Source organism: Porphyrobacter sp. YT40, from assembly GCF_006542605.1.
Classification (GTDB): domain Bacteria; phylum Pseudomonadota; class Alphaproteobacteria; order Sphingomonadales; family Sphingomonadaceae; genus Erythrobacter.
In genome coordinates this window covers 3,074,230-3,088,606 of the sequence record NZ_CP041222.1, presented here as the reverse complement: position 1 = coordinate 3,088,606, position 14,377 = coordinate 3,074,230, and the positions used below count along the sequence as shown (strand labels likewise).

Genomic DNA, 14,377 nt, shown 5'->3' with positions numbered 1-14,377 from the left:
CTAGCGCGCCTCGTCCATCAAGTCGCGCATCCGGCGGATGGCGTTTTCGAGGCCCACGAACACCGCCTCGCCGATGAGGTAATGGCCGATGTTGAGCTCAGCCAGCTGCGGGATCGCGGCAATCGGCTGCACGTTTTCGAAGGTGAGCCCGTGGCCCGCGTGCGGCTCGATCCCGTTCTTGGCGGCGAGCGCGGCCATGTCGGTGATGCGGCGCAGCTCGCGGGTCACGCGCTCGGCGTCGTTGTCGAGGAAGGCGTGGGCATATTCGCCGGTGTGGAATTCCACCACCGGCGCACCGAGGCGCAGCGCGGCATCGAGTTGTCGCTCGTCAGGCTCGATGAACAGCGAGACGCGGATACCCGCCGCGCGCAGTTCTTCGCAGATCGGCACTAGCGTGTTGTGCATCCCCGCCGCATCGAGCCCGCCCTCGGTGGTGCGCTCCTCGCGCTTTTCGGGGACGATGCAGGCGGCGTGGGGCTTGTGGCGCAAGGCGATGGCAAGCATCTCGGGCGTCGCCGCCATTTCAAGATTGAGCGGCAGGTTGGTCGCCGCCTGAATGCGGGCGAGATCCTCGTCGCGGATATGGCGGCGGTCTTCGCGCAGGTGCGCGGTGATGCCGTCACCGCCCACGCTGGCGACGATCTCCGCCGCGCGCACCGGATCGGGATGGTCACCGCCCCGCGCGTTGCGGATGGTGGCGACGTGGTCGATATTGACGCCGAGGCGCAAGGGGCGGGGCACAAGGGTCATGGCGTCTCCACCGGACAGGCAGCCGCGGCGAGAAGATCGTGGGCAAATCCGCTTCCCTGCCACACCTCGCCGAAATCGAATGGCTTTTTCTGCGAGAAGGCGACCACGGCCATCTGCCTGTCGGGCAGGATAAAGTTGCGCACCTGCACCGCGCCGACATCGCCGCGGCGTTCGACGATCTTCACCGGGTCATCGCAGCCCTTGAGCGGCACTTCGAACACCCATTGGCCGAGCGCCATGTAGCCCAGCGCCGGATCGCCCCGCCACATCTCGGCGAGCGCTTCGGGGCCGAGCAACTCCCCACGCATCAGGGCGGTGTCGAGCTTGAGGAGATCGTCGGGCTGGCCGTAGAGCCCGGCGGCGGCACTATAGGTCGAAAGGTCGATTTCCTGCTCGCGCGCGCCGTCGACAATGCCCCAGCGGGTGAATTGCTCACCGGGATAGGCACCGGCGAACTCGAAACCGAGCGGCTCGGCGATGTCACGCAGGAACAGCTTGTCCCAGCTTGTGCCCGTCACCGCTTCCAGCACCGCGCCCAGGACCATGTAATCGCAATTGTTGTAGGCCCAATCTCCCCCCGGTTCGCCGGTGACGGGGCCGGCGCAGAAACCGGTCAGCGGATCGCGGCTGCCCGTGAAGTCGCTGCGGTAGAAGGCAGGCAAGCCCATTTCCTCGCCCGCATCCGGGTTTGGCAGGCCCGCGCGATGCTGGAGCAGGTTGCGGATCGTGGCCGTGCCCGCATTGGCCGAGGCAAAGGCGGGGAGGTAGGTGGCGACCGGCTGGTCGAGATCGATCGTCCCGCGCTCGACCTCGCGCATCACGAGAATCGCGATGACCTGCTTGGTGACCGAGGCCCAGCGCCATGTCAGCCCGTCGGGCCAGCCACGATCAGGCTCGGGCAGCAGACCGACATAGCTGTAGCGCGCAGCGGAATAGTCGCTGGCCTTGATGCTGTCCGCTATGGCCACATCGCCCTCGAAGCCCGCCGCATTGATCACCGCGGTCACCCGGTCGGAGGGGAAATCCCCCGCGACCGCCGCGGCCGGCAGGCTGATGGCCAGCAATGTGGCAAAGGTGCGGATCATGGTCGGGGTTATTCCTTCCGGCTGCCGGGTTTCGTTACCTCTACGGCTGCCAGGCTCGCCGGGATGTCGGATCCGTCATAGGTCGGGAAATCAATGGCGAGCAGGGGATAGAAGGGCACGCCCAGATCGACCGAACCGCAGGAACGGTCGATGATTGCGCATTCGGCGATCACCTCGCCGCCCTCGCGCGCGACGGCGGCGATGGCTTCGCGGCTCGAGAGGCCGGTGGTGACCACGTCCTCGACCATCAGCACCTTCGCGCCCTTGGCCAGCGCGAAGCCGCGCCGCAGGTGGAACACGCCCTCGGGTCGCTCGAGGAACAGCGCGTCCTTGCCCAGCGCGCGGCCAACCTCATGGCCGATGATGATCCCTCCCATCGCCGGGGAAACGACGACGTGGACCTGCTCGCGCACTTCCGAAGGGATGCCCGCAACCACCGCCTCGGCCAGCCGTGCCGCGCGTGCAGGGTTCATCAGCACCCTTGCGCATTGCAGGTAATGGCCGCTGTGCCGCCCCGACGAGAGCTTGAAATGCCCCTCCAGCAAGGCACCCGACTGGCGGAATTCGGCGAGAACTTCTTCTTGCGTCACAAAGCTTCCTCATGGAAAACGTAGGGGAAATGGCCGACTTGCGCGCGCCACATGGCGGCTTGCATAATTTTCTCCCTAGAAGCGCTTGAGGCCCTCGGCAAGCGCGGCTAAGGGCGAGGTTCAGGTTGGCCTATGTGCTGGCCAGACGCCGTCTGTGGCAGGTCCGAGGGGCCAGATGCGGCAGGCGGCATGGGATCAGACTCGAACCAACTGGACACATTCTCATGGGTCAGAGGGACACCCGTATGAAAAACTCACTCCTGGCGCTGATGGCAGCCGGGCTTGCGGCCTTTGCGCCGCTGAGCGTTGCGGCACAGGATGCTGCTGCCCCGGCCGCTGTTGCTGAGGCTGGCGAGGTCGCCGGTGCGCAGACCGCGCCCGGTGCCGAAGCGGGTGCCGGCAATCTGACCCCTGCCGAGGCCGCTGCTGCGCCCGCTGGCGAGGGGAGCTATACCCCGATGGCCCCGACCGCGGGCAAGGGCATGCCGACCTCCTATGAAGAAGATGCGCTCAAGAGCATGCACTTCCAGGACCAGTATTCGGCCAATGGCGAATACGCCCTGTGGATGCACGACTGGATTCTGCTGCCGGTGATCACCGCGATCAGCCTGCTGGTGCTGGGCCTGCTGCTTTACGTGGTGATGCGCTTCAACCGCCGCGCCAATCCGGTCGCGTCGAAGACCACGCACAACACCGCGATCGAGGTGATCTGGACGATCGTGCCGGTGATCATTCTGGTGATCATCGCCGTGCCCTCGATCACGCTGCTGGCGCGTCAGTACGAGACTCCGCCCGCCGATGCCGTCACCATCAAGGCGACCGGTTATCAGTGGTACTGGGGTTACACCTATCCCGATCACGGCGACATCGAAGTGATCTCGAACATGCTCGACCCGGCCGAAGCGGCCAAGCGCGGCGAGCCCGGTCAGCTGGCGGTCGATAACCGCATGGTCGTGCCCGCGGGTGTGCCGCTGCGCATCCAGACCACTGCGAGCGACGTGATCCACGCCTTTGCCGTGCCCTCGCTGTGGTTCAAGATGGACGCGGTGCCGGGCCGTCTGAACGAAAAGCTGCTCACGATCCCCGAACCGGGCGTCTATTACGGTCAGTGTTCGGAACTGTGCGGCGCGCGTCACGGCTTCATGCCGATCGCGGTCGAAGCGCTGCCGCCGGCCGAATTCGCCGCATGGGTGCGTGCGCAGGGCGGCACGATGCCGGGTGAGGAAGCCGAGGTTGCGGCTCCCGCTGCTGCGGAAACCGCCGCTCCCGCCGCCGCCAACTGAACATAATCAAGAAGCAGAAGAGTAGCTGATCATGGCAACCACCGCAGAAGGCTTCGACGCCCATCACGATCAGGAGCATCACGCTCACGATCACGCGGACCACAAGCCGGGCTTTTTCGCCCGCTGGTTCATGTCGACCAACCACAAGGACATCGGCACGATGTACCTGATCTTCGCGATCATCGCGGGGATCGTGGGCGGCGCGATTTCGGGCATCATGCGCGTCGAGCTGGCCGAGCCGGGCATCCAGTACCTCGGCTGGTGGGCGCAGCTGATGGGCGGCGCGAGCGATGTGAACACCGCGCTCCACATGTGGAACGTGTTCATCACCGCGCACGGCCTCATCATGGTGTTCTTCATGGTCATGCCGGCGATGATCGGCGGCTTCGGCAACTGGTTCGTGCCGCTGATGATCGGTGCGCCGGACATGGCCTTCCCGCGCATGAACAACGTCAGCTTCTGGCTGACCGTGGCGGGCTTCTTCTCGCTGCTGTTCTCGCTCTTCGTTCCCGGTGGCACCGGGCCGGGCGCGGGCACGGGCTGGACGGTCTATGCGCCGCTGTCGACCAGCGGTTCGGTCGGCCCGGCGGTCGACTTCGCGATCTTCTCGCTCCACCTTGCGGGCGCAGGCTCGATCCTGGGTGCGACCAACTTCATCACCACCATCTTCAACATGCGCGCGCCGGGCATGACCCTGCACAAGATGCCGCTGTTCGTGTGGTCGGTGCTGGTCACCGCCTTCCTGCTGCTGCTGGCGCTGCCGGTGCTGGCTGCTGCCATCACCATGCTGCTGACCGACCGCAACTTCGGCACCACCTTCTTCAACCCGGCGGGCGGCGGCGATCCGGTGCTCTACCAGCACCTGTTCTGGTTCTTCGGCCACCCCGAGGTTTACATCATGATCCTGCCGGGCTTCGGCATGATCAGCCAGATCATCGCGACCTTCAGCCGCAAGCCGGTGTTCGGCTACCTCGGCATGGCCTACGCCATGGTCGCGATCGGCGTGGTCGGGTTCATCGTTTGGGCGCACCACATGTACACCGTGGGCCTCGACGTGAACACGAAGATGTACTTCACCGCGGCGACGATGGTGATCGCGGTGCCGACCGGCGTGAAGATCTTCAGCTGGATCGCGACGATGTGGGGCGGCAGCCTCAGCTTCAAGTCGCCGATGGTCTGGTCGATGGGCTTCATCTTCCTGTTCACCGTGGGCGGCGTGACCGGCGTGGTGCTCGCCAATGGCGGGATCGACGACAACCTGCACGACACCTACTACGTCGTGGCGCACTTCCACTACGTGCTGTCGATGGGCGCGGTGTTCTCGATGTTCGCGGGCTTCTACTACTGGTTCCCGAAGATGAGCGGGCGGATGCATTCCGAGCTCCTGTCGCACATCCACTTCTGGACCTTCTTCGTCGGCGTGAACGTGATCTTCTTCCCGCAGCACTTCCTGGGCATGCAGGGGATGCCGCGTCGCTATCCCGACTATCCGGAAGCCTATCATTTCTGGCACGAGATCAGCACCTACGGGTACTACATCATGGCCGGTTCGATGGTGTTCTTCTTCGTCAACATCCTCTACGCGCTGGTCGCCGGCAAGAAGGCCGAAGCCAACCCGTGGGGCGAAGGCGCGACGACGCTCGAATGGACCCTGCCGAGCCCGCCGCCCTACCACCAGTTCGAAACCCTGCCGGTGATCACCGACAGCATGGACTACCACGATCACCGTCCCGCCACCGCCTAAGGGCGGGGCGTGATCGGCCCCCTCGCCGGGGCGTGACGCACAAGGGGGGAGCGCAGGTCACGGCCTCGCGCTCCCTACCCGTAAAACAGACGAGACAATGGCCACGAGCGCAACCACCACCCCAGCGATGATGCCCACGGAATGGCGCGATTTCTTCGCGCTGACCAAGCCGCGGGTGATGACGCTGGTGATCTTCACCGCGATCTGCGGGGTGCTGGCTGCGCCCGGCAGCATCCACCCGGTGATCGGCTTCACCGCCATCCTCGCCATCGCGATGGGCGCGGGCGGATCGGCGGTGCTCAACATGTGGTGGGAAGCCGATATCGACGCCGGGATGAAGCGCACGATGAGCCGCCCGCTTCCCGGCGGCCGGATGCGGCGCGAGGATGCGCGCGATTTCGGCATTTTCCTCTCGGCGGTCTCGATCGTGCTGATGGGCCTTGCGGTCGGCTGGCTCGCCGCCTCACTGCTGCTCGGCGCGATCATCTATTACGCGGTGATCTACACCATGTGGCTGAAGCCGCGCACCCCGCAGAACATCGTCATCGGCGGCGGCGCGGGCGCGTTTCCGCCGCTGATCGGCTGGGTCGCCGTGACGGGCGAGATCACCGCGATGCCGATCCTGCTCTTCGCGATCATCTTCTTCTGGACCCCGCCGCACTTCTGGGCGCTGGCGCTGTTCGTGCAGACCGATTACGAGAAGGTCGGCATCCCGATGCTGCCGGTGGTCGCGGGCGAGCGGGCGACGCGCCGCCAGATCATGGGCTACACCGTGCTGCTCGCGCCGATCGCGGTTGCGCCGTGGCTGATCGGCGGGACAAGCTGGATCTACGGATCGGTCGCGGTGGTGCTCTCCGCGCTGTTCCTGTTGCTGGCGCTGCCGGTCTTCACCCGCACGCGGGGCGAGACTGACGCGATGCTGCCTGAAAAGCGGCTGTTCAAGTTCTCGATCGTCTATCTCTTCGTGCTGTTTGCCGCGCTGGTGGCGGACCGTGTGGCGGCCTATCAGGGGCTGATCGCATGACCCCCGAGGAAGAGCGCGAATTCATCCGCCGCCGCAAGGCGCGCAACTGGGTTGTCGCGGGGACGCTGCTGTTCTTCGTGGTGCTGTTCTACGCCATCACGATGGTGCGCATCGGAGGGCAGGGCTGATGGCGACCGCCGCGCCTCTCAACGACGATACAGCTCGGCGCAATCTGCGCACCGGGCTGATCGCCTTTGCGGGCGCACTGGCGATGCTCGGCCTCGGCTATGCCTCGGTGCCGCTCTACCGGCTGTTCTGTCAGGTGACCGGCTTCGGCGGCACCACCATGACCGCGACCGAAAGCGATGCGGCGCGCGCAGCGGCAGGGGTGACCGGGCAGACAATCTCGATCCGCTTCGATGCCACGGCGGCGATGGGGATGCCCTGGACCTTCCGCCCCAGCCAGCCGACCGACACCGTCACCATCGGCGAGCGCGACATCGCGACCTATGTCGCGCGCAACGACAGCGATTTTCCCATCACCGGCATGGCGACCTTCAATGTCGAGCCGGAGCAGGCGGGCAAGTATTTCAACAAGATCCAGTGCTTCTGCTTCACCGAGCAGACGCTCCAGCCCGGGCAGGAAGTGATCATGCCCGTGCTCTATTTCGTCGATCCGGCGATGCTGGACGATCCGAACATGGAGGGTGTCGAACAGATCACCCTCAGCTACACTTTCCACCGTTCCGAGACGTCGCAAGCCGCGGCGCCCCGGAGCTCGAATTGATCCGCTAAACCCAGGGACGGGAACGACCACATGGCTGGCAAGGTTAACCACGACTATCACATCCTCGAACCCGATATCTGGCCGCTGGTCGGCTCGTTCTCGGCGCTCACCTTCACCAGCGGCATGGTGCTGAGCTTCCACCCCGAAGTCTTCGGGGCCGCTTCAAGTTTCGTCATGTGGGCGGGTCTCGCCGGCCTGATCGCGACCTTCTTCATGTGGTTCAAGAACATCGTGGTCGAAGCCCAGCGCGGCGATCACACGCCCGTGGTGCAGCTGCACATGCGTTACGGCATGATCCTGTTCATCGCTTCGGAAGTGATGTTCTTCGTCGGCTGGTTCTGGAGCTTCTTCGACTTCGCGCTGTTCCCGACCCCGCTCGAATATGACGCGGCGACGGGGGCGACCACCAGCCTGTTCGGGGCCGAGGGCGCGATTGCGAGCTTCATTCCCGAAGGCATGGAAGTGCTCGATCCCTTCGCTCTGCCGCTGCTCAACACGCTGATCCTGCTGTGCTCGGGCACCACGGTGACCTGGGCGCACCACGCGCTGATCCACGGCGACCGTCAGGGTCTGAAGCAGGGCCTGTGGGCGACGATCGCGCTGGGCGTGCTGTTCAGCTGCATCCAGGCCTACGAATACAGCGCTGCGCCCTTCGGCTTCGGCGGCAACACCTATTCGAGCGCCTTCTACATGGCGACCGGCTTCCACGGGTTCCACGTGCTGATCGGGACGATCTTCCTCGCCGTGTGTCTGTATCGCGCCTATCTCGGCCACTTCACCCCGCGCCAGCACTTCGGCTTCGAAGCGGCGGCGTGGTATTGGCACTTCGTCGACGTGGTGTGGCTGTTCCTGTTCGTCGCCATCTATGTGTGGGGCGGCTGGGGCGCTGAATACCACTAAGCTCGAAACCGAATTTAGCCGATGCAAGGTGGTCGCCATCTAGCGCAGATGAACCTCTTTTATCTGCGCGCTGAAGGCGGCGACCCAGCCTTGACCGACTATTTCGCCAGTCTCGATCGCGTGAACGAAGCGGCCCAAAAGGCAGTAGGGTTTGTTTGGTTGTCCGGGCACCTAAAGGGCCCGTTCGGTCATCCGGTGCTCGTCGAAGATCACGAGCGGACAGTGCTCAACATGTCCGTCTGGCGCGATATGGAGAGCATGGTCGCTTTTGTTTACAGCGGCGAGCACGCCCATGCGATGGCACGATTGTCGAACACCACCGAGAAGATCGTGGGGCTCTACAACGTCGTATGGCCAATTGAGCCAGGCCATTCCCCCACTTCGCAAGAGGGGTTTCTGCGGCTTTCGCATCTGCGCAGCTATGGCCCGAGCCATTTTGCATGGACCATTGCAGGATGGTCCGGAGCGCAGCCGCATATACCACTTTGGCAGTGTGCATGGCGCGGTCTGTGTCCCAATTGTCGGGCTCCGACCCTGTTCGAGGCACCCGCGCGCGTGGCGCTAATCTGCTCGAATTGCCAGCTTGATTTGGGCGCGCTTGAAAGGGGCGGGCGCTTTGTCGGCGTGGTGACGATGCTGCTGGCGCTGGTGCTGATTCTCGCCGCGCTGGGCGTCGATGAATGGCTGCGACCGCCGCTGTGGGCGAGCCTGCTGTTCTGGGGGCCGGTGACGGTGGCGAGCGTCGTTTTCGGCCTCAGGTTCTACAAGACCATGTGGGTCTATCACCAATATGAGGAACGCCCCCAATGACTGCCCGCCGGGTGCCGATATTCTCCACCATCATGGTGATCGCCGCCGTGCTGACGATGGTGGGGCTGGGCATCTGGCAGCTTGGCCGCAGAGGTGAAAAAGAGGCGCTGATTGCGCGCTACGAGGCGGCGATCAGCAATGCGGAGCCAGTGCCTTACCCCCTCGGTGCGAGCGAAGCGGAAGTCGAGGCGGTGCTCTATCGCCGCAGCGCGGTCGAATGCCTGTTCCCGGTCGGCGAGTGGCGCTCGATTGCCGGACGCAATGCCAAGGGCGCGAGCGGCATCGTCCACATCATCGGTTGCGGCACGACCACGGCGACGACCGAGAACGACGAAATTGCCTATGTGCAGGCGGGGTGGTCGCGCGATCCCAATCCCCCGCAATGGAACGGCGGCACGGTTACTGGCCGGATCGCGCCCAATGCGGACGGCTTCGCCCGGCTGATCGCCGACCCGCCGCTCGCCGGGCTTGAGCCCAATGCCGCCCCCGATCCCGGCGACCTGCCCAACAACCACCTTGCCTACGCCGTGCAGTGGTTCTTCTTCGCGTTGACTGCGCTCGTCATCTACGTGCTGGCATTGCGGCGTCGTCGGCGCTAGGCCGCGCGCCATGCAATACGTCTCGACACGCGGCAGCGCACCGGCGCTCGATTTCGAAGGGGTGACGCTGGCTGGCCTCGCGAGCGACGGTGGACTTTATCTCCCCGCCGAATGGCCGCGCTTCAGCGCAGACGCAATCCGCGCGATGCGGGGCCTTGCCTATCCCGATCTCGCCGCGCGGATCATGGCGCCCTTCGTGGCGGGCAGCCTGACCGAGGACGAACTGCTCGCCCTGTGCCACAAGGTCTATGGCGATTTCGGTCACGCCGCCGTCACCCCGCTGGTGCAGCTCGATCAGCAGCACTGGCTGCTCGAACTGTTCCACGGGCCGACGCTGGCGTTCAAGGACGTCGCGCTGCAATTGCTCGGGCGGCTGTTCGAGACCTTCCTTGAACGCCGCGACGAGCGCCTCACCATCGTCGGTGCGACCAGCGGCGACACGGGTTCTGCCGCGATTCAGGCGGTGGCGGGGCTGGAGCGCGTGGAAATCTTCATGCTCCACCCCAAGGGCCGGGTGAGCGATGTCCAGCGCCGCCAGATGACCACGGTGCGCGCGCCCAACGTCCACAATCTTGCGATCGAGGGCAGCTTCGACGATGCACAGGCGCACGTGAAGCGGATGTTCAACGACGCGGACGTCACCGCCACGCTCAACCTCGGTGCGGTCAATTCGATCAACTGGGCGCGGCTGATGGCGCAGGTGGTCTATTACTTCGCCAGCGCGCTCCAGCTTGGCGCGCCCGAGCGGAAAGTGGCCTATTCGGTGCCGACCGGCAATTTCGGCGATGTCTTCGCAGGCTACGTCGCGGCGAAGATGGGCCTGCCGATCGAGCGGCTGATCGTTGCGACCAACATCAACGACATCCTCCACCGTGCGCTTTCGAGCGGCGACTATTCGGCGGGCGGGGTGACGCCGACGATCACGCCGTCGATGGACATTCAGGTCTCCTCGAATTTCGAACGCCTGCTGTTCGACGCGGGCGGTCGCGACGGCGGGAGCCTGGCGGAGCAGATGCGCGCTTTCGAGGCGTCGAAGGCCATGCAGCTCACCAACGCACAGGCGCAAGGTGCCTCGGCGCTGTTCACCAGCGCCCGCGCCGATCAGGTCGAGACCGCACGCGCGCTGCAATGGGCCTATCGCGCCGCCGGGCAGGTGATCGATCCGCACACCGGGGTCGGCCTCCACGGTGCACAGGCGCTTGCAGACAGCGTGGCGGCGGGCGTGCCGATCGTCACCCTTGCCACCGCGCACCCGGCCAAGTTCCCCGACGCGGTCGAGCGAGCGATCGGCGTGCGCCCGGCGCTGCCGGCGCGCGTGGGCGACCTGTTCGGGCGCGCGGAGAGCTTTGCCGAGATCGGCGGCGATTACGCTGCAACCCGCGATTACGTGCTCGGTCACGCCGGGCAGGCCTGATGGCGAACCTCGTCCAGCAACCGCTGGTGATGGAATGCACCGGGTGGGATGCCTACCGCCTGCTCGACAGCGGGGCGGGGCGCAAGTGGGAGAGCTTCGGCCCCCACGCCTTCATCCGCCCCGAACCGCAAGCCCTGTGGCAACCCCGCCGCGACGACTGGCAGGCAGCGGGCGAATTCATCCCCGGCTCGGACGAGGATGGCGGCGGGCGTTGGCAGTTTGACTCCCGCCTCCCCGACGAGGGCTGGGAGCTGGATTGGAACGAGGTCCGCTTCACCGCGCGCCCGACACCGTTCCGCCACCTGCAATTCTTTCCCGACATGGCCCCGGTGTGGGAGTGGATGCGCGACCAGCTCGACGGGATGGATGCGGCCGAGACGATGAACCTGTTCGGCTACACCGGCCTCGGCACGCTGGCGCTGTCGCAGCATGGGCGCGTGACCCATGTCGATGCCTCGAAGAAGTCGGTCGCCCAGGCGCGCGAGAATGCCGCGCTGTCGGGCATGACGACACGCCCTATACGCTGGCTGACCGACGATGCCGCCAAGTTCACCGCGCGCGAGGTGCGACGCGGGCGACGCTATGACGGGATCATACTCGACCCCCCCAAATTCGGGCGCGGGCCGGAGGGCGAGGTGTGGCGGCTGGAGGAACACCTGCCCGGCCTGATCGCCGACTGCGCGAAACTGCTCGATGCGGACAGCCGCTTCCTGTTTCTCACCGTCTATGCGGTGCGGATGAGCAGCCTTGCGATTGCGGGCCTGCTGCAGGAGGCGCTCGGCCATCTGCCGGGCCGGATCGAGCACGGCGACCTTGCCGTGCGCGAGGAAGGGGAGGGGGGCCGTCTGCTGCCCACCGCAATCTTCTCGCGGTGGAGCAATACACAGTAGCCGCCGTCGCATCGCGGGATGCCGAAAACCGGTGCCCACTTTTTGGCGCGATGCTCTAAAGGCCCCGCCATGACCGATTCGCTTACCCTCGAAGTCAACGATCTCGTCGTCGATGTCCTCACCGGTATCTATTCCGAGGAGACCGGCAAGCCCCAGCCGCTGCGCATCTCGATCGCGGCGCGCTACAAGGTGGCGGATCGCTACGATCCCGACACGCCGCTCGATGCGTCCAAGAATTACATGGATCTGAAGTTCGCCGCCTCCGACGGCCTGCCCGCAGGCGTGCACTTCAAGTTGATCGAAGCGGTGGCGGATCACATCTGCGAGACGCTGTTCGTGCAGGATGCGCGGGTCGAGGCGGTGACGGTCAAGATCGTCAAGCTGGCGATTGCCGAAGCGGGCGAGCAAATCGGCATCACGCTCCACCGCGAACGCCGCGCAGATCACGGGGGCTGAGCGGGTGCAGCGCCAGCTCGATGTCGGCCTGCTGCCCGAAGCTGCGCTGGATGCGGCAACCGCCTTCATGGCGCTCCATCTCGAAGCCGCGCGCACCCTGCTGGCCGACCCTGCCACCACCGCGCTCGCGATCGTACTGCCGCCCGCGCCCTACGACCACCGCGACTGGCGGCTTGCGCTCGCCCGCGATCTGGCGCGTGAGGCGACGCCGCGGCGGGTGAATGTCGTCGCAGGGCCGCCCGGAGAAAGCCTCGCGGCGAGTTTGCGATTTTTGGCAAGTGCCCCCGGGCTGACAGGGCAGTACCTTGTGTGCCATGACAGCGCCCGTGCCGATGAACGCGCCTCGCAAGCCTGACATGATTCTGCTGCGCGACCCCGAGGCCGCGCCGCTGCCGCTGGTCGACGCCTTCCAGCGCCGCATCACCTATCTGCGCCTCTCGGTCACCGACCGTTGCGACCTCAGGTGTTCCTATTGCATGCCCGAGCGCATGACCTTTCTTCCCAAGAAGGAGGTGCTGAGCCTCGAGGAGCTCTACGATCTGGCCAGCGGCTTCATCGCCCGCGGCGTCACCAAGATTCGCATCACCGGGGGCGAGCCGCTGGTGCGGCGCGACATCATCGGCCTGTTCACCGCGCTCGGGCGCCGCATCGGCCACGATCTCGAAGAGCTGACGCTGACCACCAACGGCACCCAGCTGGCCGCCCATGCCGAGGCGCTCGCTAAGGCGGGGGTGCGGCGGGTCAACGTCTCGCTCGATACGCTCGACCGCGCGAAGTTCGCCGCGCTGACCCGGCGTGACAGCCTGCCGCCGGTGCTGGAGGGCATCGCCGCGGCCAAGGCGGCGGGGCTGAGGGTGAAGCTCAACGCCGTGGCGCTGAAGGGCGTGAACGAGGATGAGCTCCCAGATCTGATCGCCTGGGGCCACGGCGAGGGGCACGATGTCACGCTGATCGAAGTCATGCCGCTCGGCGATGTCGAGGAGGAGCGGCTCGACCAGTACCTCCCGCTCGATCGGGTGCGGGAGCAACTGGAGCGACGCTGGACGCTGACCGAAAGCGATCATCGCACCGGCGGCCCCTCGACCTATGTCGATATTGCCGAGACCGGCGGCAGGCTCGGCTTCATCACGCCGCATACCAGCAATTTCTGCGCGGGCTGCAACCGGCTGCGGGTGACCGCGACCGGGCAGCTCTTCCCCTGTCTCGGCGGGGGCGAGCAGGTCGACCTGCGCGCCGCGCTGCGCTCCGACAATCCGACCGCGAACCTCGCCGCCGCGCTGGACGAGGCGCTGCGCATCAAGCCCGAGAAGCACCACTTCCGCATGGACACCCGCGGGGCTACACCGACGCTGCCGCGCCACATGTCGATGACGGGGGGCTAGCCGAGTGGTTACCGTGGTCTTCCTCGGCAAGCTCGCCGACTTGGCGGGCGCGCCCGCAATGCAGTTGCCCGCGCCGCTCGGGTGGGAGGGGCTGAAGGCCGCGCTGCCCCCGGCACTCGCCGACGCGCTGGACGATCCGCGCAACCGCGTGGCGCTGAACGGCGCGCTGCTGGCCGACAAGGCGGCGTTGCAGGCCGCGGCCGGCGACGAGATCGCGCTTCTGCCGCCGGTATCGGGGGGCTGATGCGCGACATCCGCCTGCTCCACCAGATGTTCATCCCCGGCACGCTGATCGGGCCGTTCACGCAGGCCAATCCGGGGCTGGGCGGGGTGTGCACCTTTGTCGGAGAAGTGCGCTTCGATGACGGCGTGGAGGCGCTGGAACTCACGCATTACGAGCCGCTGACCCTGCCGGGGATGCACGGGCTGGCGGATCGCGCCTTCGATCGCTTCGACCTGATGGGCCTGCTGATGGTCCACCGTGTCGGCATGATGCGCCCCGGCGAGCCGATCGTCTGCGTCTCGGCGGCCGCGCTCCACCGCCGCGACTGCATCGACGCGGTCGATTTCTGCATGGACCATCTCAAAAGCGCCGCGTGGTTCTGGAAACGCGAGAAGCGTGCAGGGGAATGGCACTGGATCGAGCCGCGGGCACAGGATCATGCCGATCTCGCCCGGTGGCAGGCGTGATTTGATCCCGGTCAAAGCAGAGGCACGCAGCGC

The 14,377-nt window shown here is 65.9% G+C and carries 18 protein-coding genes; 15 read left to right on the top strand and 3 right to left on the bottom strand.

Annotation, left to right across the window (positions count from 1 at the left end):
* From E2E27_RS14525 to pyrE, 3 genes are read right to left on the bottom strand one after another with little or no spacing between them, the layout of a single operon-like run.
* On the bottom strand, positions 1–750 hold the full coding sequence (locus E2E27_RS14525; protein WP_141460310.1) for a pyridoxine 5'-phosphate synthase: 750 nt from the start codon (positions 748–750) through the stop codon (positions 1–3).
* Positions 747–1,835 (bottom strand): serine hydrolase domain-containing protein, encoded by a 1,089-nt coding sequence (locus E2E27_RS14520; protein ID WP_141460308.1) that lies wholly within the window; start codon positions 1,833–1,835, stop codon positions 747–749. Before E2E27_RS14520 ends, E2E27_RS14525 begins: the two co-directional genes overlap by 4 nt.
* 8 nt (positions 1,836–1,843) lie before the next feature.
* The gene (gene pyrE / locus E2E27_RS14515; protein WP_141460306.1) at positions 1,844–2,425 is read right to left on the bottom strand and encodes an orotate phosphoribosyltransferase; all 582 of its coding nucleotides are present in this window, start codon (positions 2,423–2,425) and stop codon (positions 1,844–1,846) included.
* A gap of 245 nt (positions 2,426–2,670) precedes the next feature.
* Between pyrE and coxB the strand changes: the two genes are divergently transcribed.
* The 15 genes from coxB (at position 2,671) to E2E27_RS14445 (ending at position 14,344) form a co-directional block, all read left to right on the top strand.
* Complete coding sequence (coxB, locus tag E2E27_RS14510; RefSeq protein ID WP_141460304.1) at positions 2,671–3,708, top strand: cytochrome c oxidase subunit II; 1,038 nt, start codon at positions 2,671–2,673, stop codon at positions 3,706–3,708.
* Between the two features lie 31 nt (positions 3,709–3,739).
* Positions 3,740–5,452 carry a cytochrome c oxidase subunit I gene (gene ctaD / locus E2E27_RS14505; protein ID WP_141460302.1) on the top strand — a complete coding sequence of 571 codons (1,713 nt, stop codon included), beginning with the start codon at positions 3,740–3,742 and terminating at the stop codon, positions 5,450–5,452.
* Between the two features lie 97 nt (positions 5,453–5,549).
* On the top strand, positions 5,550–6,476 hold the full coding sequence (locus E2E27_RS14500; protein ID WP_141460300.1) for a heme o synthase: 927 nt from the start codon (positions 5,550–5,552) through the stop codon (positions 6,474–6,476).
* Positions 6,473–6,604, top strand: coding sequence for a cytochrome c oxidase system small membrane protein (locus E2E27_RS19205; protein ID WP_286172741.1), 132 nt, complete (start codon positions 6,473–6,475; stop codon positions 6,602–6,604). The genes E2E27_RS14500 and E2E27_RS19205 overlap by 4 nt, the downstream gene beginning before the upstream one ends.
* On the top strand, positions 6,604–7,203 hold the full coding sequence (locus E2E27_RS14495) for a cytochrome c oxidase assembly protein (protein WP_141460298.1): 600 nt from the start codon (positions 6,604–6,606) through the stop codon (positions 7,201–7,203). The genes E2E27_RS19205 and E2E27_RS14495 overlap by 1 nt, the downstream gene beginning before the upstream one ends.
* 30 nt (positions 7,204–7,233) lie before the next feature.
* Complete coding sequence (locus E2E27_RS14490) at positions 7,234–8,103, top strand: cytochrome c oxidase subunit 3 (protein ID WP_141460296.1); 870 nt, start codon at positions 7,234–7,236, stop codon at positions 8,101–8,103.
* Between the two features lie 48 nt (positions 8,104–8,151).
* On the top strand, positions 8,152–8,913 hold the full coding sequence (locus E2E27_RS14485; RefSeq protein ID WP_181443459.1) for a DUF3291 domain-containing protein: 762 nt from the start codon (positions 8,152–8,154) through the stop codon (positions 8,911–8,913).
* Complete coding sequence (locus E2E27_RS14480) at positions 8,910–9,512, top strand: SURF1 family protein (RefSeq protein ID WP_141460293.1); 603 nt, start codon at positions 8,910–8,912, stop codon at positions 9,510–9,512. The genes E2E27_RS14485 and E2E27_RS14480 overlap by 4 nt, the downstream gene beginning before the upstream one ends.
* A gap of 10 nt (positions 9,513–9,522) precedes the next feature.
* Positions 9,523–10,926, top strand: coding sequence for a threonine synthase (thrC, locus tag E2E27_RS14475; RefSeq protein ID WP_141460292.1), 1,404 nt, complete (start codon positions 9,523–9,525; stop codon positions 10,924–10,926).
* A complete protein-coding gene (locus E2E27_RS14470; RefSeq protein WP_141460290.1) occupies positions 10,926–11,816 on the top strand; it encodes a class I SAM-dependent rRNA methyltransferase in 891 nt (296 codons plus the stop codon). Before thrC ends, E2E27_RS14470 begins: the two co-directional genes overlap by 1 nt.
* Before the next feature lie 69 nt (positions 11,817–11,885).
* Positions 11,886–12,272, top strand: a complete 387-nt coding sequence (locus tag E2E27_RS14465) for a dihydroneopterin aldolase (protein ID WP_141460288.1) — start codon at positions 11,886–11,888, stop codon at positions 12,270–12,272.
* Positions 12,273–12,276: 4 nt separating this feature from the next.
* Positions 12,277–12,627 carry a Rossmann fold domain-containing protein gene (locus E2E27_RS14460; protein ID WP_141460286.1) on the top strand — a complete coding sequence of 117 codons (351 nt, stop codon included), beginning with the start codon at positions 12,277–12,279 and terminating at the stop codon, positions 12,625–12,627.
* The gene (moaA, locus tag E2E27_RS14455) at positions 12,605–13,654 is read left to right on the top strand and encodes a GTP 3',8-cyclase MoaA (protein ID WP_234036075.1); all 1,050 of its coding nucleotides are present in this window, start codon (positions 12,605–12,607) and stop codon (positions 13,652–13,654) included. Before E2E27_RS14460 ends, moaA begins: the two co-directional genes overlap by 23 nt.
* 4 nt (positions 13,655–13,658) lie before the next feature.
* Positions 13,659–13,898: a MoaD/ThiS family protein gene (locus E2E27_RS14450; protein ID WP_234036074.1), complete on the top strand. Its 240-nt coding sequence runs from the start codon at positions 13,659–13,661 to the stop codon at positions 13,896–13,898.
* Positions 13,898–14,344, top strand: a complete 447-nt coding sequence (locus E2E27_RS14445) for a molybdenum cofactor biosynthesis protein MoaE (protein ID WP_141460282.1) — start codon at positions 13,898–13,900, stop codon at positions 14,342–14,344. The genes E2E27_RS14450 and E2E27_RS14445 overlap by 1 nt, the downstream gene beginning before the upstream one ends.
* Positions 14,345–14,377 lie beyond the last annotated feature (33 nt).

Bases quoted from the DNA above. Each gene is read 5' to 3' on its own strand.
- E2E27_RS14525 (WP_141460310.1), bottom strand. From the start codon at position 750: ATGACCCTTGTGCCCCGCCCCTTGCGCCTCGGCGTCAATATCGACCAC.
- E2E27_RS14520 (WP_141460308.1), bottom strand. From the start codon at position 1,835: ATGATCCGCACCTTTGCCACATTGCTGGCCATCAGCCTGCCGGCCGCG.
- coxB (WP_141460304.1), top strand. From the start codon at position 2,671: ATGAAAAACTCACTCCTGGCGCTGATGGCAGCCGGGCTTGCGGCCTTT.
- ctaD (WP_141460302.1), top strand. From the start codon at position 3,740: ATGGCAACCACCGCAGAAGGCTTCGACGCCCATCACGATCAGGAGCAT.
- E2E27_RS14500 (WP_141460300.1), top strand. From the start codon at position 5,550: ATGGCCACGAGCGCAACCACCACCCCAGCGATGATGCCCACGGAATGG.
- E2E27_RS19205 (WP_286172741.1), top strand. From the start codon at position 6,473: ATGACCCCCGAGGAAGAGCGCGAATTCATCCGCCGCCGCAAGGCGCGC.
- E2E27_RS14495 (WP_141460298.1), top strand. From the start codon at position 6,604: ATGGCGACCGCCGCGCCTCTCAACGACGATACAGCTCGGCGCAATCTG.
- E2E27_RS14490 (WP_141460296.1), top strand. From the start codon at position 7,234: ATGGCTGGCAAGGTTAACCACGACTATCACATCCTCGAACCCGATATC.
- E2E27_RS14485 (WP_181443459.1), top strand. From the start codon at position 8,152: ATGAACCTCTTTTATCTGCGCGCTGAAGGCGGCGACCCAGCCTTGACC.
- E2E27_RS14480 (WP_141460293.1), top strand. From the start codon at position 8,910: ATGACTGCCCGCCGGGTGCCGATATTCTCCACCATCATGGTGATCGCC.
- thrC (WP_141460292.1), top strand. From the start codon at position 9,523: ATGCAATACGTCTCGACACGCGGCAGCGCACCGGCGCTCGATTTCGAA.
- E2E27_RS14470 (WP_141460290.1), top strand. From the start codon at position 10,926: ATGGCGAACCTCGTCCAGCAACCGCTGGTGATGGAATGCACCGGGTGG.
- E2E27_RS14465 (WP_141460288.1), top strand. From the start codon at position 11,886: ATGACCGATTCGCTTACCCTCGAAGTCAACGATCTCGTCGTCGATGTC.
- moaA (WP_234036075.1), top strand. From the start codon at position 12,605: ATGAACGCGCCTCGCAAGCCTGACATGATTCTGCTGCGCGACCCCGAG.
- E2E27_RS14445 (WP_141460282.1), top strand. From the start codon at position 13,898: ATGCGCGACATCCGCCTGCTCCACCAGATGTTCATCCCCGGCACGCTG.